General features: G+C 39.4%; 11 protein-coding genes. All 11 read right to left on the reverse strand.

The annotated features are described in order from the left end of the window. Positions 1-43 precede the first annotated feature (43 nt). A complete protein-coding gene (locus tag L1999_RS24260) occupies positions 44-1789 on the reverse strand; it encodes a sensor histidine kinase (protein ID WP_235740866.1) in 1746 nt (581 codons plus the stop codon). A gap of 12 nt (positions 1790-1801) precedes the next feature. After that, positions 1802-3382 (reverse strand): response regulator, encoded by a 1581-nt coding sequence (locus L1999_RS24265; RefSeq protein ID WP_235740867.1) that lies wholly within the window; start codon positions 3380-3382, stop codon positions 1802-1804. Between the two features lie 635 nt (positions 3383-4017). Beyond that, a complete protein-coding gene (locus L1999_RS24270) occupies positions 4018-4554 on the reverse strand; it encodes a nitroreductase (RefSeq protein WP_235740868.1) in 537 nt (178 codons plus the stop codon). A gap of 151 nt (positions 4555-4705) precedes the next feature. Next, complete coding sequence (locus tag L1999_RS24275; protein ID WP_235740869.1) at positions 4706-6187, reverse strand: glycoside hydrolase family 5 protein; 1482 nt, start codon at positions 6185-6187, stop codon at positions 4706-4708. A gap of 30 nt (positions 6188-6217) precedes the next feature. Continuing rightward, positions 6218-7822, reverse strand: coding sequence for a glycoside hydrolase family 43 protein (locus tag L1999_RS24280; RefSeq protein WP_235740870.1), 1605 nt, complete (start codon positions 7820-7822; stop codon positions 6218-6220). A gap of 4 nt (positions 7823-7826) precedes the next feature. After that, positions 7827-9209 (reverse strand): glycoside-pentoside-hexuronide (GPH):cation symporter, encoded by a 1383-nt coding sequence (locus L1999_RS24285; protein ID WP_235740871.1) that lies wholly within the window; start codon positions 9207-9209, stop codon positions 7827-7829. 125 nt (positions 9210-9334) lie between these two features. Further along, complete coding sequence (locus tag L1999_RS24290; protein ID WP_235740872.1) at positions 9335-10369, reverse strand: CdaR family transcriptional regulator; 1035 nt, start codon at positions 10367-10369, stop codon at positions 9335-9337. A 102-nt stretch (positions 10370-10471) separates the two neighbouring features. Then, positions 10472-11614 (reverse strand): glycerate kinase family protein, encoded by a 1143-nt coding sequence (locus L1999_RS24295; protein ID WP_235740873.1) that lies wholly within the window; start codon positions 11612-11614, stop codon positions 10472-10474. 281 nt (positions 11615-11895) lie between these two features. Further along, positions 11896-12792 carry a carbohydrate ABC transporter permease gene (locus L1999_RS24300; protein WP_235740874.1) on the reverse strand — a complete coding sequence of 299 codons (897 nt, stop codon included), beginning with the start codon at positions 12790-12792 and terminating at the stop codon, positions 11896-11898. A gap of 18 nt (positions 12793-12810) precedes the next feature. After that, positions 12811-13686 carry a carbohydrate ABC transporter permease gene (locus L1999_RS24305; RefSeq protein WP_215044632.1) on the reverse strand — a complete coding sequence of 292 codons (876 nt, stop codon included), beginning with the start codon at positions 13684-13686 and terminating at the stop codon, positions 12811-12813. Positions 13687-13868: 182 nt separating this feature from the next. Then, positions 13869-15167, reverse strand: coding sequence for an extracellular solute-binding protein (locus L1999_RS24310; protein WP_215044813.1), 1299 nt, complete (start codon positions 15165-15167; stop codon positions 13869-13871). Positions 15168-15550: the final 383 nt, after the last annotated feature.

Genomic DNA, 15550 nt, shown 5'->3' on the forward strand with positions numbered 1-15550 from the left:
TACCGAGTTGGCTCAAAATAGTTTTTAAAACCAAACTTAAAAGCTAAGCTAACGCCCGAGCTTGATCCTCGCAAACAGGGATGGAAATACATACATTCGTTCCCACACCGGCGTCACTCTTGATGTTGAACTGGAAGTTATTCTGGTAGTAAAGCTTGAGACGAATAAACACATTTTTGATTCCAACGTGTTTGTCCATTCCTTCTTGTTCCAAATAGGATAGAATGGCGCTAAGCTTATCCGGGACAATCCCTATGCCGTTATCCGATAGCTGGAACGTGAGCATGTCTCCTGTACACGTAATCTGCATCTTAATCCATCCTTTACCGCGAATCGATTCAAGACCGTGAATGCAGGCGTTCTCAACGAAGGGCAAGAAGCACATTTTCGGAATTTTATACGAAAGCACTTCCTTATCGATCTGAAAGTCAAAGGAGAGCTTATCTTCGAATCGGTATTTTTGGATTTCCAGGAAGCACTCGATCAGCTCCAATTCTTCTTCGACCGTTACCAAATCCTTTTTCCACACCAACGACTTGCGAAAGATCACCGCCATGTTTCTGATAATTTGTGCCGTCTCGTCTTCATCCTTGATCACGCTTCGCATTCGGATCGTCTCTAGCGCATTGAATAAAAAATGTGGGTTGATCTGGCTTTGCAGAGCATTCAGCTGGGCTTGCTTCTGCTGTAATTCGGCACGATATACATTCTCAATAAGCTGCTTGATATTTGTGGTCATTCGATTGAACTCTTCGGTCAGCTGGCCGATCTCATCCTTGTGCCTATTGTGTTCTATCGTCTCGAATTTTTGGTTTTTCACCATTTTCATATGCTTCAGCAATGTAATGATCCGGGTGTGCAGCGACCTGAAAATCAACAGAATCAGGATTGTCGGAACCAGAAAATTGGCCAAAATCAAGTAAAGAAAAAATCCCCCTGAATTTTTGGTTAGATCAAACCATGACGTTTTCGGAAAAACACCTACGATTTTCCAACCATTTAAATAATTGACTGTATCGTATTCTTTTTCGAGTATGAAGGATTGCCGAGGGATGTCTATCTTGTTAAAGTACACTTTCTTGTTAGCCAGGTTAGGCGCACGATCCGTTGAGAATACGATTTCACCCGAATCGTTCAGCAAATACAGGTTACCGCCCATCGCATAATCCTCGAAGGTTGACATGATTTCACCCAAGTTAAAATCAATTTTTAATATTTTTAACTGCCTGTCCATATCGGGGTAAGCATTCATCCTGCGAATGAGACTGAACGTACTGAGCTGGCTATTGGACGTCCCCGTTCGAATAAGAAAAGGGGCTGAATTCTTGGAATGCATGGCTTTGGTGAACCAATCCGACATCTTGTCCTCGTCGGAAATCATGCTGATTCCGCCGGAAGAGCTCATCGTGCGATTGTCCGTATAAATCGTAATATTTTGAATTTCTTTGTAGACAGGTGTAAATTTATTCATCGCACCCTGGGTATAACCATTGGAATCCGATAGATACTCGAAAGGGGCTGAATATCGTTTGTCCAGTAAGCTATAAAGCATATAATCGATGGAATATATAGAAGAGACACCAACGGCAGTATAGATTTTGTTTCGAAATTCATTTTTGACCCGTTCCAGATCATCCGAATAGTCAATCTTCTTTTGTTCGGAAAGGTGACTCATCGTCACATTGTAAAATAACAGATTCGTTAAGATGACTGGAAAAAAAACGCAAACAAAATAAAGAATAAGTAATTTATTGCGTAAACGCATATTATCAAAGCTTGAAAGTCTCATATTTTTAATCCTTTACAAGATGTTCGCCTGCTGTCGATACTCCGTCGGGGTCATCTTTTCCATCCTTTTAAATTGGTTGACGAAGTAATCCTGGTGTTTAATTCCGACCCTGTCCGATATTTCGTAAACTCTCAGATCCGTCTGCCGCAGCAGCCTCTTGGCTTCTTGAATCCTGATGCCCATCAAGAATTCATTAAAGTAAACTCCGTATGTCTTTTTGAAAAGCTGACCCAGATATACTGGATTGAGCATCATTTTTTCAGCGATTAGTTTCAGGGTCAAATTTTCGCTGTAGTGCATTTCGATATACGTTTTCGTTTTGTGCAAAACGGAGTGTACGCGATTTTTTCGTACCTTGCGATTGAGTTCCACGTATTCCAGCACGAATTGCATAAACATACGTTGTAATTCAGCCGGTTGGATTGGATGATGTTCCCATTCTGTTATGAAATTCATGATCAAGCTTGCAGGATTGTTATCCTCCATCGGTTTGATCCGTTCTACGAGCTTGCAAAAACAACGGCTAAGCGAAGCATGGACCGCCTGTGGAGCCATCCGCCTTTGGCGAAATTCCAAGAACATGCTTTCTACTGCATGAGCGGCGCTATCTGCATCACAATCCTCCACACACTCCAATAGAGTTGAATAGAATTTGTCATCCAGATCGGTAAACTGCATCGGGATTTCGCGCACATGCTGGTAATCAAGGATGTGCATGTCCGGCAGCAAAAACTTATACTGAGTTGTTTCGACAGCTGTCTGATACGAGTGTTGAAGCGAACGGATTCCATTCACCGGATCTCCAATGTAAATTGCCACAGGAGTGTCAAGTATGCAGAGAAGCTGTGAATGGAGCGATTCGGCGATTCCTTGCACAGACATGTGACATTCATCCGGATTTGATGTAAGCACCAGCCCGTACTTGCCAGGATGCAGTTCGATCACGGTAGCGCGGAAATGGGGATCCAAACTGGATAAACAATCGCCTATTTGCTGTTTCAGCTGATGTTCACTCTGTTGGCAATCGGAAGAAGCTGGATGGAAAAATACCTCTATGATGCAAAAATTATATTCTCCTGTTGGGCCGCTATACCAGTCAGGAGCGTATTCTTCAAGCCACCATTCGCTAAAGCTTCCCTTAATCAGCCGTTCTAGTGCCGCTTCCGATATAATTTTGCGTGTAATTCCACTTTTTTGCAGTCTCATTCTCTCTTCACCGAAATGTACGGATAGACTTTCCAGAATGGCATGCAGTTCTTTCTCACCAACCGGTTTCAGAAGGAAATCATGTACTCCGTAACGGATAGCCTGCTGTGCAAATTTAAAGTCATTGAAACCGCTCAATATAATAAATTTCGGTGAATACCCGGTATTAGAGTTCACAACAAGTTTAATCAAATCCAATCCATCAAGTTCAGGCATTTTGATATCCGTAATGACCAGATCCGGTTTTTGGGACTGGATTAATTCATAGGCTTGTACACCGTCTTCTGCTTCATCGCAAATCTCAAACCCGTATTTTTGCCAATCTATCATTTTAGTTAAGCCTTTCCGAATAAACTTTTCGTCATCTACCAGCAAGACCTTATACATTCCAGATCACTGCCCTTCTTATTCCTATGTTTTATCGGTTCTTGAATACTAGTCCCATATTCAGTCTGTATTAACTAAAGCTTTTTTAAAACTTCTCCCTATGCAGGCTCTCAAAACTTGGTTTGAGGGTTGAACGATAGCTGCTTTTTGGAATGACAATGGACACATACACACCTACTAAACTTACAAAAAGAAGCCGCCCATTAATTAAGCAGCTCGTTAAATAACCTATAGATTGACCAAAAAGTAATGTAAGAAACTTTATTCCAAAGTCATCGTTAGTCCACTCCTTGTATCTTAATAAAAAGGGTGCTTTAACCACTTTAGGTGCAGGGTTTTCTTGGATTTCCCCATTGACCCAGAATTGAACTTAAATAAAACGTTTTCAACTTAATTAGAATAATAAGATAATTACTCCTTCCATGCATTGATATTTTCCTATATGTTATTGATATATTCTAAGTTTCTGTTAGCGTAAGGCCCTTCTAATAATTGCAGAATCAGTGATTAAATCCCCCTAAAATGGACAACTTCATCAATAGGGACCCTGTTTGAAACATATTGATTATATGGATGCTCGGGGTCCGCATACCCAATCATGATACCCACGATGATTTTCTGATTGGTCGGGATGCCTAGTACGTTTCTAATATATGGGGGTAGGAAACCGAGCTTGCTGCCGGTGCTGAATCCAGTCCATGGGCCTTAGCTGCAAGCATCAGGCTGTTGGCAAACATCCCAAGATCAAACAATGACCAATCTGTAAGCGAATGATCAAGGCATAGGAAGATGGCAACAGGAGCTCCAAAAAACTGATAGTTATTTTTCCAATTTTTATATCGCGCAGCCTCGTCATCACGGACAATTCCCATGCTTTTAAATGACTCTGCAAAGCTCTTTTTCATTCGGTCATCTATATACTCAGGCCATATCTTTGGTGTAGGTAAATCCTGAGTATGGGGTTCGTGATTTTCAAAGGATTGTAGGTAAGCCTTTCTTAACTCTTCTAACTTTTTATCACTCGCTGCATATATTTCCCAAGGTTGTGAATTGGCCCAAGACGGTGCACGAATAGCTGCTGACAGTACCAATGTCAATAATTCCTTGCTTACAGGCTTATTTAAAAATTTCCGAATGGTATGCCTTTCAAAAAATATTTTGGTAGCTTCCATTTAGAACCTCCTTTAACTACTCTAAAAACCAGTTAGCTCTTATATATTTAGCTAGTTATGAAAATGGGTTAAAAGAGAAAGCTGATTTCAAAAGGCTATTACGATCACTCCTTTTGAAATCAGCCTTTATACTCAGTTATCTATCAAAAAATCAACCATTTCCCAGCTGAACTTTTTCGTTTGTATGTTTTTTCAATATATTTAGCAAGCCTTCGTTAATTTTACAGTTTTTAAAGGCAAATGACTGCATCACAAGGTCGATTTCTTCTTCCGATAAATCTTTAAAAATCTTCGCATACTCAGGCTGAATCAAAGCCCCGACATAAATGGTAAAAATGGCTTGTGATATGCTGGAAAGATTAAAGCTATGAGACATTTCAGGATTAACAACCTCTTCTAAATGGCTGGCTAACTCCTCGACTGATTCTCTTGCCTTAAACCCAGGCAGCCAAATCATCCAATCATCCGTATTTAATGCATGTTTCATTTTTAAAATCGAAGAAACCTTCTGCATATACTCTGAATTAGGGTCAAGCGTCACTAACCCCATAACCCCAACATCTTTATACGTCCAAGTCGTCCAATGTGCGCCGAAATCTTCAAAAATACTAATTTGTTCATCCATTGCACTTAAACGATCTGGGATCTCCTGTTCTGGTCCATTATAGACAGAGCCAAACTCCCCCACCCAAAGAGGAACATCATATTTCTGTGCAAATTTAGTGCCTTCATGGTTATAAAATACTTCCTCTTGGACAGATTTATCCCAATACTTGCCACTTTCTACGCGGGCCGTTTTTGCATCGGCCACCCCTGGGTACTGTCCCGGTCCAAATCCAGCCGCCGTATAGTTATGACTGCTGTAGACTAAATTTTTAGCAAACGGAGCTTCTAAGCCATCAAATAGTTTGGAATAGTTATCCCCCTCAAGGAAAATGATGTGGTCTGGATCGATATTTCGAATTGCTTCCACTACCCGTCTGTAGACCCGATTCATCCTTTCCCAATCCGGTTTATAATTCCCAAAGAATGTATGTGGAAAATCGCCGTGCGGAGTATTCACACAAGGTTCATTCATGACGTTATATCCTGCAATTACAGCTCTCCCTTTGTAACGGCGTGCAAACTCTTCCCAAAGAGCAATAAATCGGTCTTGATACGTTTTGTCATGCCAGAAAAAGCTATGACGCACATCATTATCTGAATGCCAGTGGGTATTTTGAAACCCCTGCACGGCATGAAGATCAAGTATCACGTAAATCCCGTGCTTTTCACAGAGATAAATGATCTTGTCCAAGCGGTTAAATCCAGATTCCTTGTAAGTGAATGGGGCTTCATCATCCTCAAAATGACGATAATTTAAAGGAATGCGAATGGTGGTAGCTCCCCAGCTTTTAATAAACTCAATATCGTCTTCACCGAAGAAGTAATGCAGCAGCCGATCAAATAAAAATTCAGCTTTTTCTTTTCCAATCACTTCCGCAACTGTATGACGAAGGGCATGTTCCGTTCCTGTGTAGCCATTAATAAAGTCCTCCATATTCATCCAGCCGCCAATGCAGGTACCTCTAAGTTGGATTGGATTTCCCAATGAATCCGTAATTCTACTACCTTTTACCTGAAGCATTTCCATTTTGATTCCCTTCCTTTCACTAAAAACGTATTAGAGTTCTAGATAAGTAAACTGGTCAAAATCAGCTGGTTTACTTACTCCACTAGTATCTTGGCAATGCATACCTACAAATGCCCCGGTAAATCCGTTTAACCGGACATACTCATCTGACAGTTTGTAAGATTCGAAGGTGGCAGGAAGATCAGTCCACGTTACATTTTCAAAAGAATAAGCGAATTGATAGGTATGTTCCCTAACTTTTACTTTTAAATAAACATACTCAATCGATTCCGGTATTTGTACTTCTGACCCTTGAATCGGTTGGGAGAAAGTAAAGTTATCACAGCTTACGATGTCAATAATCCTGCCTTTTTCCTCATTCCAGGTAATTTGAACAGATGTCCAGTTCTCGGTATTGTAATAGCAAACCAAGCCCGCTGCCTGCTGGAAGGTATCTGGATTAAATGATACCGATGTGCTTGCGTCAAAATGGAATGACTGCCAGCGTCGTGCAACCAGTGCTTGAGTAAAGCAGGAGGTTAACGACTCTTTTCCATAAAGGCGCAGATGTCCCGGTCTGTCAGTCAATGACATGATATTTTCCGTTAATGGAATTCGTAAGGACTGGAAGTGATGATTTAAAGCCGGGCGATCAAAGTGATCCACGATATCATAATCCCGATCCCATTTTACTTCTTCCATTTGAGGTGCTTCTACTTCAACAGAGCCCTGCTTTCCACCCACAACATACGGCCAGCCGTCTCTCCACTCTAGTTTTTGAATGGCGGTTTCTCTGCCAAGCGGACAATATCCACGATAATCCAAAACAGGTTTGTCTTCGTGAGATAGCGGTCTGCCCGTTAGATGGGCTAAATACCATTCATTTGTATGTGTGTGAACAATGGAAGCATGTCCGCATTTTTGCAATGGGTTTCTAGGATCGTGCCAAGAAGTAAGAAAAGGATGATCTGGATGCAGCTCATAAGGTCCTTCTAGATTTTTGGATCTTGCTAAAGTGCCTGTATGAGCATATCTTGTGCCTCCCTCTGCTGTCAGCAGATAGTAGTAATCGTTAATATGATATAAATGCTGCCCTTCCGTAAGTCGAATATCCGTTCCTTCAAAAATCATTTTTGGCTTACCGATTAATCGTTTTTCCTCATGGGAGTATTCCTGCAAGACAATCCCGCCAAAGGAATGCTTATAGGTTCTTTGGTCCCATAACATATTAATAATGTATTTTCTACCGTCCACATCATGGAAAAGAGAAGGGTCAAAGCCTGAACTGTTTAAATAAACAGGGTCACTCCACTCCCCGTCAATGGTTTCACAGGTAGTTAAGTAGTTATGTGTATCCTTCCAGGCACCCGAATGCATTTTTACATCCGAATAGATGAGCCAGAACTTTCCGTCAGCATATGTTAAGCATGGTGCCCAAACACCGCCGGAATTAGGATTTCCTTTCATATCAATCAGTGAAACCCGATTTAGCGGTCGTGAGACAAGATGCCAATGAACTAAATCCTTCGAATGATGGATTTGAACGCCAGGAAACCAATCAAATGTCGATGTTGCAATATAATAATCATCTCCGACCCGGCAAATGCTCGGGTCGGGATTAAAGCCTTTTAATACTGGATTCTGTATTTTTTCCATTTTCTTATCCTCTCGTCTTTAGTTCAGCAAGCACTCTTTTATGTTCTTTTTCATCCAAGTTGTAGAAGTATATGGCCACAAGCTCGATAAGAACAAATACTGCCGGAATTGCGGTCATTGTGACCAAAATACCATGTAAAGCTGTTGCGGTTTGTACTTGATTGGCAACATAACCGAAGTTGGCCAATATCAAACCTGGGACAATTCCTCCGATTGCCATACCAAACTTGAAGAAGAATCCAACTAACGCGTAAATGACACCGCTTGCACGTTTGCCAGTCTTATATTCACCATAATCAATTGTTTCAGGGATTAATGCCCATGTAAAAGCACCTGCCGTGATGGTCCCTAATGCGGCAATTAAACGCCCTGCAAATACAAGTGGAACCATAGATGCAGGAATAACGAATAAAGCAATTAAGCCGATTGCCTTAAAGGATAAAGCAGTAAATAGTAACTTTTTCTTCCCCATCCATTTATACATCATTGGCATTAATGGCATAAGAATGAGTGCAGGAAGCGTTCCCATTAAACCATACCACTTAACTAAGTCCGGTCTTGCAACGTTATAAGTGACATAATAAATTCCAACCGAGTTGACGATGGAGTTAACACCGAAATTAAGAATAAAGAAAAAACATACGATGACTAGCGGCCGATTGGCCTTTAATTGAAGAAAGATATCTTTAAAATTAACTTTTGCATCTTTGGAGTGATTAATTTGTACTCGTTCTTTTGTATTCATGAAGCTGTAAATTAATAGAAGGGCACCTAAAACTCCCATGATTGACATGGTAATTTGCCATCCAGTACTTGTTTTTCCAGTTGCATTTGTAAAAAGTCCGGCTAAAAGCGGTACTCCAAAGGAAACAATTAAGCCACCAGTATTTGAGAATAACATTCTAACGGAGGTTAAACTGACAACCTCTTTGTTATCTTGGGTAATCGCTGAAGTAAGGGCGGCATAAGGAATGTTAATTACTGAATATGTGATTGATAAAAGAATATAAGTAATATAGGCATACACTAGTTTCATAGGATCAGAAAACGCAGGAGTGGTAAAACAAAGAATTGCTACCCCAGCAAACGGAAAGGCACCATATAAAAGGTATGGACGAAATCTTCCATATTTCGTATTTGTTTTATCAACAAATGTTCCAATAAGTGGATCCGCTACTGCATCAATCATACGAACGATCAGGAACATAAACCCTGCGGCTGCGGCCGAAATTCCAAATACATCAGTATAAAAGAATAATAGATAACTACTTACTGTTTGATAAATGAAGTTACAAGCTAAATCCCCAGTGGCATAGCCAACTTTTTCTTTCATTCTGATTTTTCCTGTTGGGAGTACTGTTATTTTTTCAGCGAGATTTGTATTCATTCTAATCCTCCTTTTTTAATCCTTACTATGGATAAAATGAAGTGGGAACCTTGGCCTTTACAAGTTAGAAATCTTTGTTTGTTTGACACACAAACAAAGATTCGACAAAGAACCCTTCACTTAATTCACTTAGACCAAATAATCGAACATATTAATTCAAATAATTCTAGTATGACTTTTGGATTCTTCCCTGTTAAATTTTTAATTTTTTCCAATCTATAGTTCAATGTATTTCTATGAATTTTCAGTTTATTAGCCGTATTGTTACTATCTCCATTTTCCTCCATATATACTTGTAAGGTATGGAACAACTCCTGATGGATTCCTGAACTTTCTAATGCCGACAAGATAGAAGGATGATAATCCCTGTTATCCAAAGCCAGATGTATAAATAACTTTAAATGATTATAATAATAGACCTTTTCTGAGGGTCTTATTTTCACACCAACTGAAAATGCATTGGCGGCTTGTTCTAGTGAACTGGCGGCAAATTCCTCGCTTTCACCTATCGCTACTTTTTCGATTTCCTTACTGACTAATAAATGAGTTACTGCTTCCTTAAAGCTGTTAGTTTCTGTGATAAACAAGACTCTCTTACTATTGTCAATGGTGAGAAAATGCCTAAACCCATCAAAAAATTCCATCATGCCTTTTGAATGTAAATTTCCTTTAATTAATATGGCTTGACATTTTCTTGTAAGGTCAATACCATACATTTTTCCTTGTTGTAAAAATTCATCATCATAGCTTGCTTTTCGATAGGATAATTCATGATAAAATGTCTCACGCTTGATTCTATCATTTTGTGCTTTCTTATTTATGCTCTCCTGTTCAATTAGCAGTTTTGCTGTTGCCCCAACAAGCTTACTAAATGGCCTCACTTCATCCGGATGCCCCGTAATCCCAATAACCCCAATTATCTCACCGTTAATAATAATAGGTTCATTGACACCAGGCCTCATTCCGTCGCCTTCGGTATAAATCTCATTGTTGCTCTTTTGCTCAATGACCTTCGATGCCCCCTTATGTAAGGATCCTATCCTTTGCTTATCTCCACTCCCAATAATCATCCCTCTTTCATCCATCAGATTAATGTTATAGGGTATGATTTTCATCATTTCCTTTGTGACTTTCTCAGCTATTGGCTTCGATAATTTCATGACATCACCTTTTCTTACCAGCTATTCAATATTAGTTTAATCCCATTAAACCATTTAATAAATAGGGCAGAACTCATATTATGGCCCCTGATTCAATCACATTTATCTCACCAAACTCATTAATCTTATTGTATTTTCAGAGGCTCTTTTCAGGTTTTGCTGACCATTTGCCAATGCTTCCTCTAGAGAACAAACTCCTTGCATAATGCTGAAAATCGAATCAATTTTCTCATACAAGGAATCGATATTTTCACCGACTTTTCCTGCGAATGCCACCACTGGCTTATGATATTTCTTAGCAAGTGAAGCCACCCCAAAAGGAGTTTTTCCAAATTGGGTTTGGAAATCTATACTGCCTTCACCAGTCCAGACCATATCAGCATCCATGACTTTCTCTTCCAGCGACGCATATTCAATAACCATATCAATACCTTTTTTTAAAGTTCCATTTAAGAACATCATGAGTCCAGCACCCAAGCCGCCTGCTGCGCCAGCTCCAGGTACATCGAGGAGGTCTAAATTAAATTGCGCTTTTATAATATTTGCGTAATTCATTAAGTTTTTGTCTAATAGTTCAATCATCTCTGGTGTTGCACCTTTTTGTGGTCCAAACACAAAGGATGCCCCGTATTCACCACAAAGTGGGTTATTAACATCACAGGCTACTTCAAGGCTAATATCCTTAATCCGTGAATCCAAATGGGTAAGATCGATTCTTGCCAAGCGGCCTAACTCTCCTCCGCCAAAGCTCAGCTCTTCTCCATTTACATCCAGCAGTTTTCCGCCTAGAGCCTGTAATACTCCAGCTCCGCCATCATTTGTAGCGCTTCCGCCGATACCAATTAAAAGCTTTTTTATCCCCTGATCTAAACAGGCTTTTATTAATTGACCTGTACCGTAGGTGGTGGTAACAAGCGGATTTCTTTTTTCCTTTGGTACTAAATGAAGTCCACTTGCACTAGCCATTTCAATGATCCCTGTTTGACCGTCTCCTAAAATCCCATAGAGAGCATCAACTTCATTTCCTAGCGGACCAATAACCTTTTCCGTATAAATTTCACCGCAGGTAGCATCAACCAGCGATTGCATCGTGCCTTCTCCACCATCCGCCATTGGAACTTGAATGCACGTAATCCAATGATTTACTTTCTTGATTCCTCTTTCCATTGCTTTACATGCTTCTTTTGCTGTCATACTTTCCTTAAATGAATCTGGTGCCAATACGATGACAAAATCTTTGTCCATGATTCCTCCCCCTTTCCTTAATAGACGTTTAACAAAATCAGTAAAGCGCTTTCTATTTAGAATATTAATCTATTGACTGTTATTTTGGTATAGTCGAAGCAACCAATATTTTTGTGCATTTGCACAAAAATATTAAATAAAAACCAGCAGATTAAGTTAGGGGTAAAGGGGAGGCTTTGTGATGTTAATTTTCCAAGCCAAACTACAGTTTCTGCACATCTTTTTCTGTAAAAAAGAAGCTGATCCTTGGCTTGGATCAGCTTCTTTTTGGTAACTTATTATTATCCTTTAACTGATCCAGCGGCAATACCTTCCACAATTCGATCACTAAGAATAAAGAAAGCAATAAGAACCGGAATAATACTAATCATTAATGTCGCACCAATCGCTCCCCAATCTGTTAAATACTGTCCGACAAAGTTATTAACCCCAACCGTGATGGTTTTCCATTTATCAGAACTTAAGAATGTATTAACGAACACGAATTCGTTCCAGTTGTAAATCATGTTAATGATCACCGTTGTTGAAAGTACTGGTACAGTCATTGGCAGTGTTATTTGGAAAAATATACGATGAATCGAACAGCCATCAATTACTGCTGCTTCTTCTACCTCTCTTGGAAGGGATTTGTAAAATCCGCTTAGGATCATGATCGTGATCGGTAAGTTGAAAGCTACATACGATAATATGACTGAAATAGGATTATCGATTAAATGGACTGATTTAAAGGTATTAAATAGCGGAATCAATGTTGAGTGAAGTGGAATCATATATCCCGCCATAAATAACCCTAGAACTAACCCGCTAAGTTTCCATTGCATTCTTGTAATCGCGAATGTCACAAAGCTGGCAAGAATTACTGTCAGCACAACTGCTACTACGGTGTAAATCACACTATTAAAAAAGTAGGAGCCTATGTGCCCGGCTGTCCAAGCCTTTAGATAGTTGCCCCATTGTGGATGTTGAGGTAATGAGAATGGGGACATACCAAAGACCTCTTGATTGGTTTTTAAAGAAAAAAGGAATAACCATATAAGTGGGTAAATTTGGATAATAGCAATGATTCCTAGAATAAAATAGAGAATTCCGTAGCCAATCTTTTTCCCAAACGTATTACTAGTTTTATATGAAGCGGATAGGGTCGAATGTGTTTGTTTTTCATATGCAACTTTGCTCATCTTATTCACTCCCCTTTTTTAATAATCTACATCTTTAGTAGAAAGTAGTTTTTGAATTAACCAGGTCATCAGCATACAGATAACAAGTAAACCAAACCCGATGGCACTTCCGTAACCAAAGTTATATTTTGTGAATGCTTCTGTATACATATAGGATGCCATAACCTCACTCGCATGGTTAGGACCGCCGCCAGTCAAGACGAAAATTAAATCAAAATACTTTAATGAACCAACGATGGCTAATATGACCATTACTTTGATGACTCCTGCGATGAGCGGAACTTTAATCTTATAAGCAATTTGAAAAGCTGTGGCTCCATCAATTTTCGCTGCTTCAATCAGTTCTTCAGGAACATTCTTTAATGCCGCGTAGAAAATAATGATATAAAAACCAGCATATTGCCAAACAATTGGGATAAAAAGCGCATATAATACGATGTTTGAATCCGCCAACCAAAGGGGTGGGTTTTCAACACCAAATGTCATTAACAATCTATTGATCATTCCGTTAGACGGGTCAAAGATCTTCGCCCATAGCTGTGCTATTGCAACAGAAGATAACAACATGGGGATTAAGTAAATTTTCCTTAAAAAGTTAGCTCCCTTAATCTTACTTGCTAAAATTAACGATAAAATCAAATAACCAATCAAGCTGATTGTGGAGAAAATACCGAGTAATAAGGAATGCCATGTACTTTGCCAAAACATTTTGTCATGGATTAGATTTTTGTAATTCTCTAAACCTATAAACTTCATCTTACCGATGCCGTTCCAGTCCATTAAACCATAATAACCTGTTTGAACGATTGGGATGTAAATCAAAATAAGAATAAGTAGTAAGGCAGGAAGTACGTAGAGGCTTATGGCTAACTTGTTTGACATTACGTTTTTCATTTTCTATACTCCCTTCTAATTAAAAACGTAAGCGCCTTGGTTGGGGCGACAGGCTTAATTCGAGCCTTCTTGAAGGATTGAACTAAGCCTGTCGCTCCTAAGCGCTGAAGCTGAATAGTCTAAACTAGATAGAGGGCATATTTTGTATGCCCTCTATTTTTAAGAGAATGAATTACGCTAACTTACTTTTGTTCTTTAGCAAGAGCATCTGCCTGTTGTTTAGCAAAGTCTTTCGGCGTAATTTGTTTTCCGAATAGTGCGGTCATTAAATCATGGTGCAACTCTGATACAGCCGGGCTGGATTGAGTATCAAAATAAGTGGTAACGTTGGATGCTTCACTCAAATCCTTCAAGATATCAATGTACATTGGAGAAAGTTTCAAGCTAGATGTGTCTACCTTCGTTGCAGGAATAACACCAGCATCCGTAACTGATTTTTTACCCCATTCTTTCACTAAGAATCCAACAAAATCTTTTGCTTCTTTCTTCACTTTAGAATCTTTCGCTACGAATAAACCAACGCCAGGGCCGCCAACATAACTGTTAATGTCTGTACCTTTACCGCCTTCATAAGTTGGGAATTTAAAGTAGCCAATCTTATCTTTAAACTCTTGTTTCACATCAGGGCTTGTTGTATAGTTTGGTAATTCCCAAGTAGCGGTTAAGAACATCGCTGCTTTTTCATTCATAAAGTAACCTTTTGCATCTTCATTTGATAAGGCGCTTGCACCTTTTTCAAAGCCGCCCATATCTACTAAGTTTTGAACTTCTTGAGCTGCTTTTACAACAGCAGGGTCTGTCATTTTTGCTTTTCCATGAATTACATCTGTTAAAATCGTAGGTCCACCGATACGATCTGCTAGATACATAAACCAGAAGGATGCTGGCCAGCCATCTTTAGCGCCTACAGTCGCAGGGGTAACTCCATTTTTTGCTAATGTTTTCACGACATTTTTATATTCTTCAAATGTTTTAGGAACTTCAAGGTTATATTTCTTGAAAATTTCTTTGTTGTAGAAAACATATGAAATGTTTAATTCTAATGGTAAACCATAAGTTTTACCATTAACCGCATACGATTCTTTTACACCAGGGATAAATGCATCTTTAAGAGCTGGATCTCCATTAACGACATCGTCTAATGGCTCTAACATGTCACCTTGTACATAAGGCTGGATAAATCCATCTGACCATGTCATCCCAATGTCAGGTAATTCATTGGATGAAGCTAAAACTTTAAGCTTGTCTCTGTATTGATCAGGGCTTAGAATTTCTGTTTCAATTTTTACATCTTTATGCTGTTTTTCATAATCAGCAATGATATTTTTTACAATTGAAAACTGTGCATTTGAACTGCCTTCCGGCCATAAATGCATAAATTTAATCACTTTCTTACCGCCGCTTGAAGCGCTTTCCTTACCAGAAGAACTTGATGAAGAACAGCCAGCAAGTGCTAAGGCAGCAAGCATTACTAAGGACATCAAGACTGAAATCGTTTTCTTTTTAAACAATTGTTATTCCCCCTATGACCTTTTATTGTGTGTTTGTTTACATTTATAGAATATCATTCTGATAGTTTTGAAAATAGGTCACAACGATTAGGAAAAATACCACTATTTTTAGAAAGCCCTTTCATATAAGAAAAGCGCATGCGCCCTGGTCAGCGGCGTATGGCCTGGAGTGCTCCAACTGAGATAAAGGAAACACGAAGAGCGAAAGCGATTCGATGTTGACTTATCGTAGGGCGGAGCGCGAAGGACACTAGCCGCTAGGGCGCTGGAGCAGGACATGTATAATGGGTGTAAACAAAAAACTCCCAGCAAAAATAACTGGGAGCCTGTGTTAAGCAAATGATTGAAACTTC

Source organism: Neobacillus drentensis (genome assembly GCF_021560175.1).
GTDB lineage: Bacteria > Bacillota > Bacilli > Bacillales > Cytobacillaceae > Neobacillus > Neobacillus drentensis_A.

Excerpts from the sequence above, each read along its gene's own strand:
- L1999_RS24260 (WP_235740866.1), bottom strand. The coding sequence starts at position 1,789 with ATGAGACTTTCAAGCTTTGATAATATGCGTTTACGCAATAAATTACTT.
- L1999_RS24265 (WP_235740867.1), bottom strand. The coding sequence starts at position 3,382 with ATGTATAAGGTCTTGCTGGTAGATGACGAAAAGTTTATTCGGAAAGGC.
- L1999_RS24270 (WP_235740868.1), bottom strand. The coding sequence starts at position 4,554 with ATGGAAGCTACCAAAATATTTTTTGAAAGGCATACCATTCGGAAATTT.
- L1999_RS24275 (WP_235740869.1), bottom strand. The coding sequence starts at position 6,187 with ATGGAAATGCTTCAGGTAAAAGGTAGTAGAATTACGGATTCATTGGGA.
- L1999_RS24280 (WP_235740870.1), bottom strand. The coding sequence starts at position 7,822 with ATGGAAAAAATACAGAATCCAGTATTAAAAGGCTTTAATCCCGACCCG.
- L1999_RS24285 (WP_235740871.1), bottom strand. The coding sequence starts at position 9,209 with ATGAATACAAATCTCGCTGAAAAAATAACAGTACTCCCAACAGGAAAA.
- L1999_RS24290 (WP_235740872.1), bottom strand. The coding sequence starts at position 10,369 with ATGAAATTATCGAAGCCAATAGCTGAGAAAGTCACAAAGGAAATGATG.
- L1999_RS24295 (WP_235740873.1), bottom strand. The coding sequence starts at position 11,614 with ATGGACAAAGATTTTGTCATCGTATTGGCACCAGATTCATTTAAGGAA.
- L1999_RS24300 (WP_235740874.1), bottom strand. The coding sequence starts at position 12,792 with ATGAGCAAAGTTGCATATGAAAAACAAACACATTCGACCCTATCCGCT.
- L1999_RS24305 (WP_215044632.1), bottom strand. The coding sequence starts at position 13,686 with ATGAAAAACGTAATGTCAAACAAGTTAGCCATAAGCCTCTACGTACTT.
- L1999_RS24310 (WP_215044813.1), bottom strand. The coding sequence starts at position 15,167 with ATGTCCTTAGTAATGCTTGCTGCCTTAGCACTTGCTGGCTGTTCTTCA.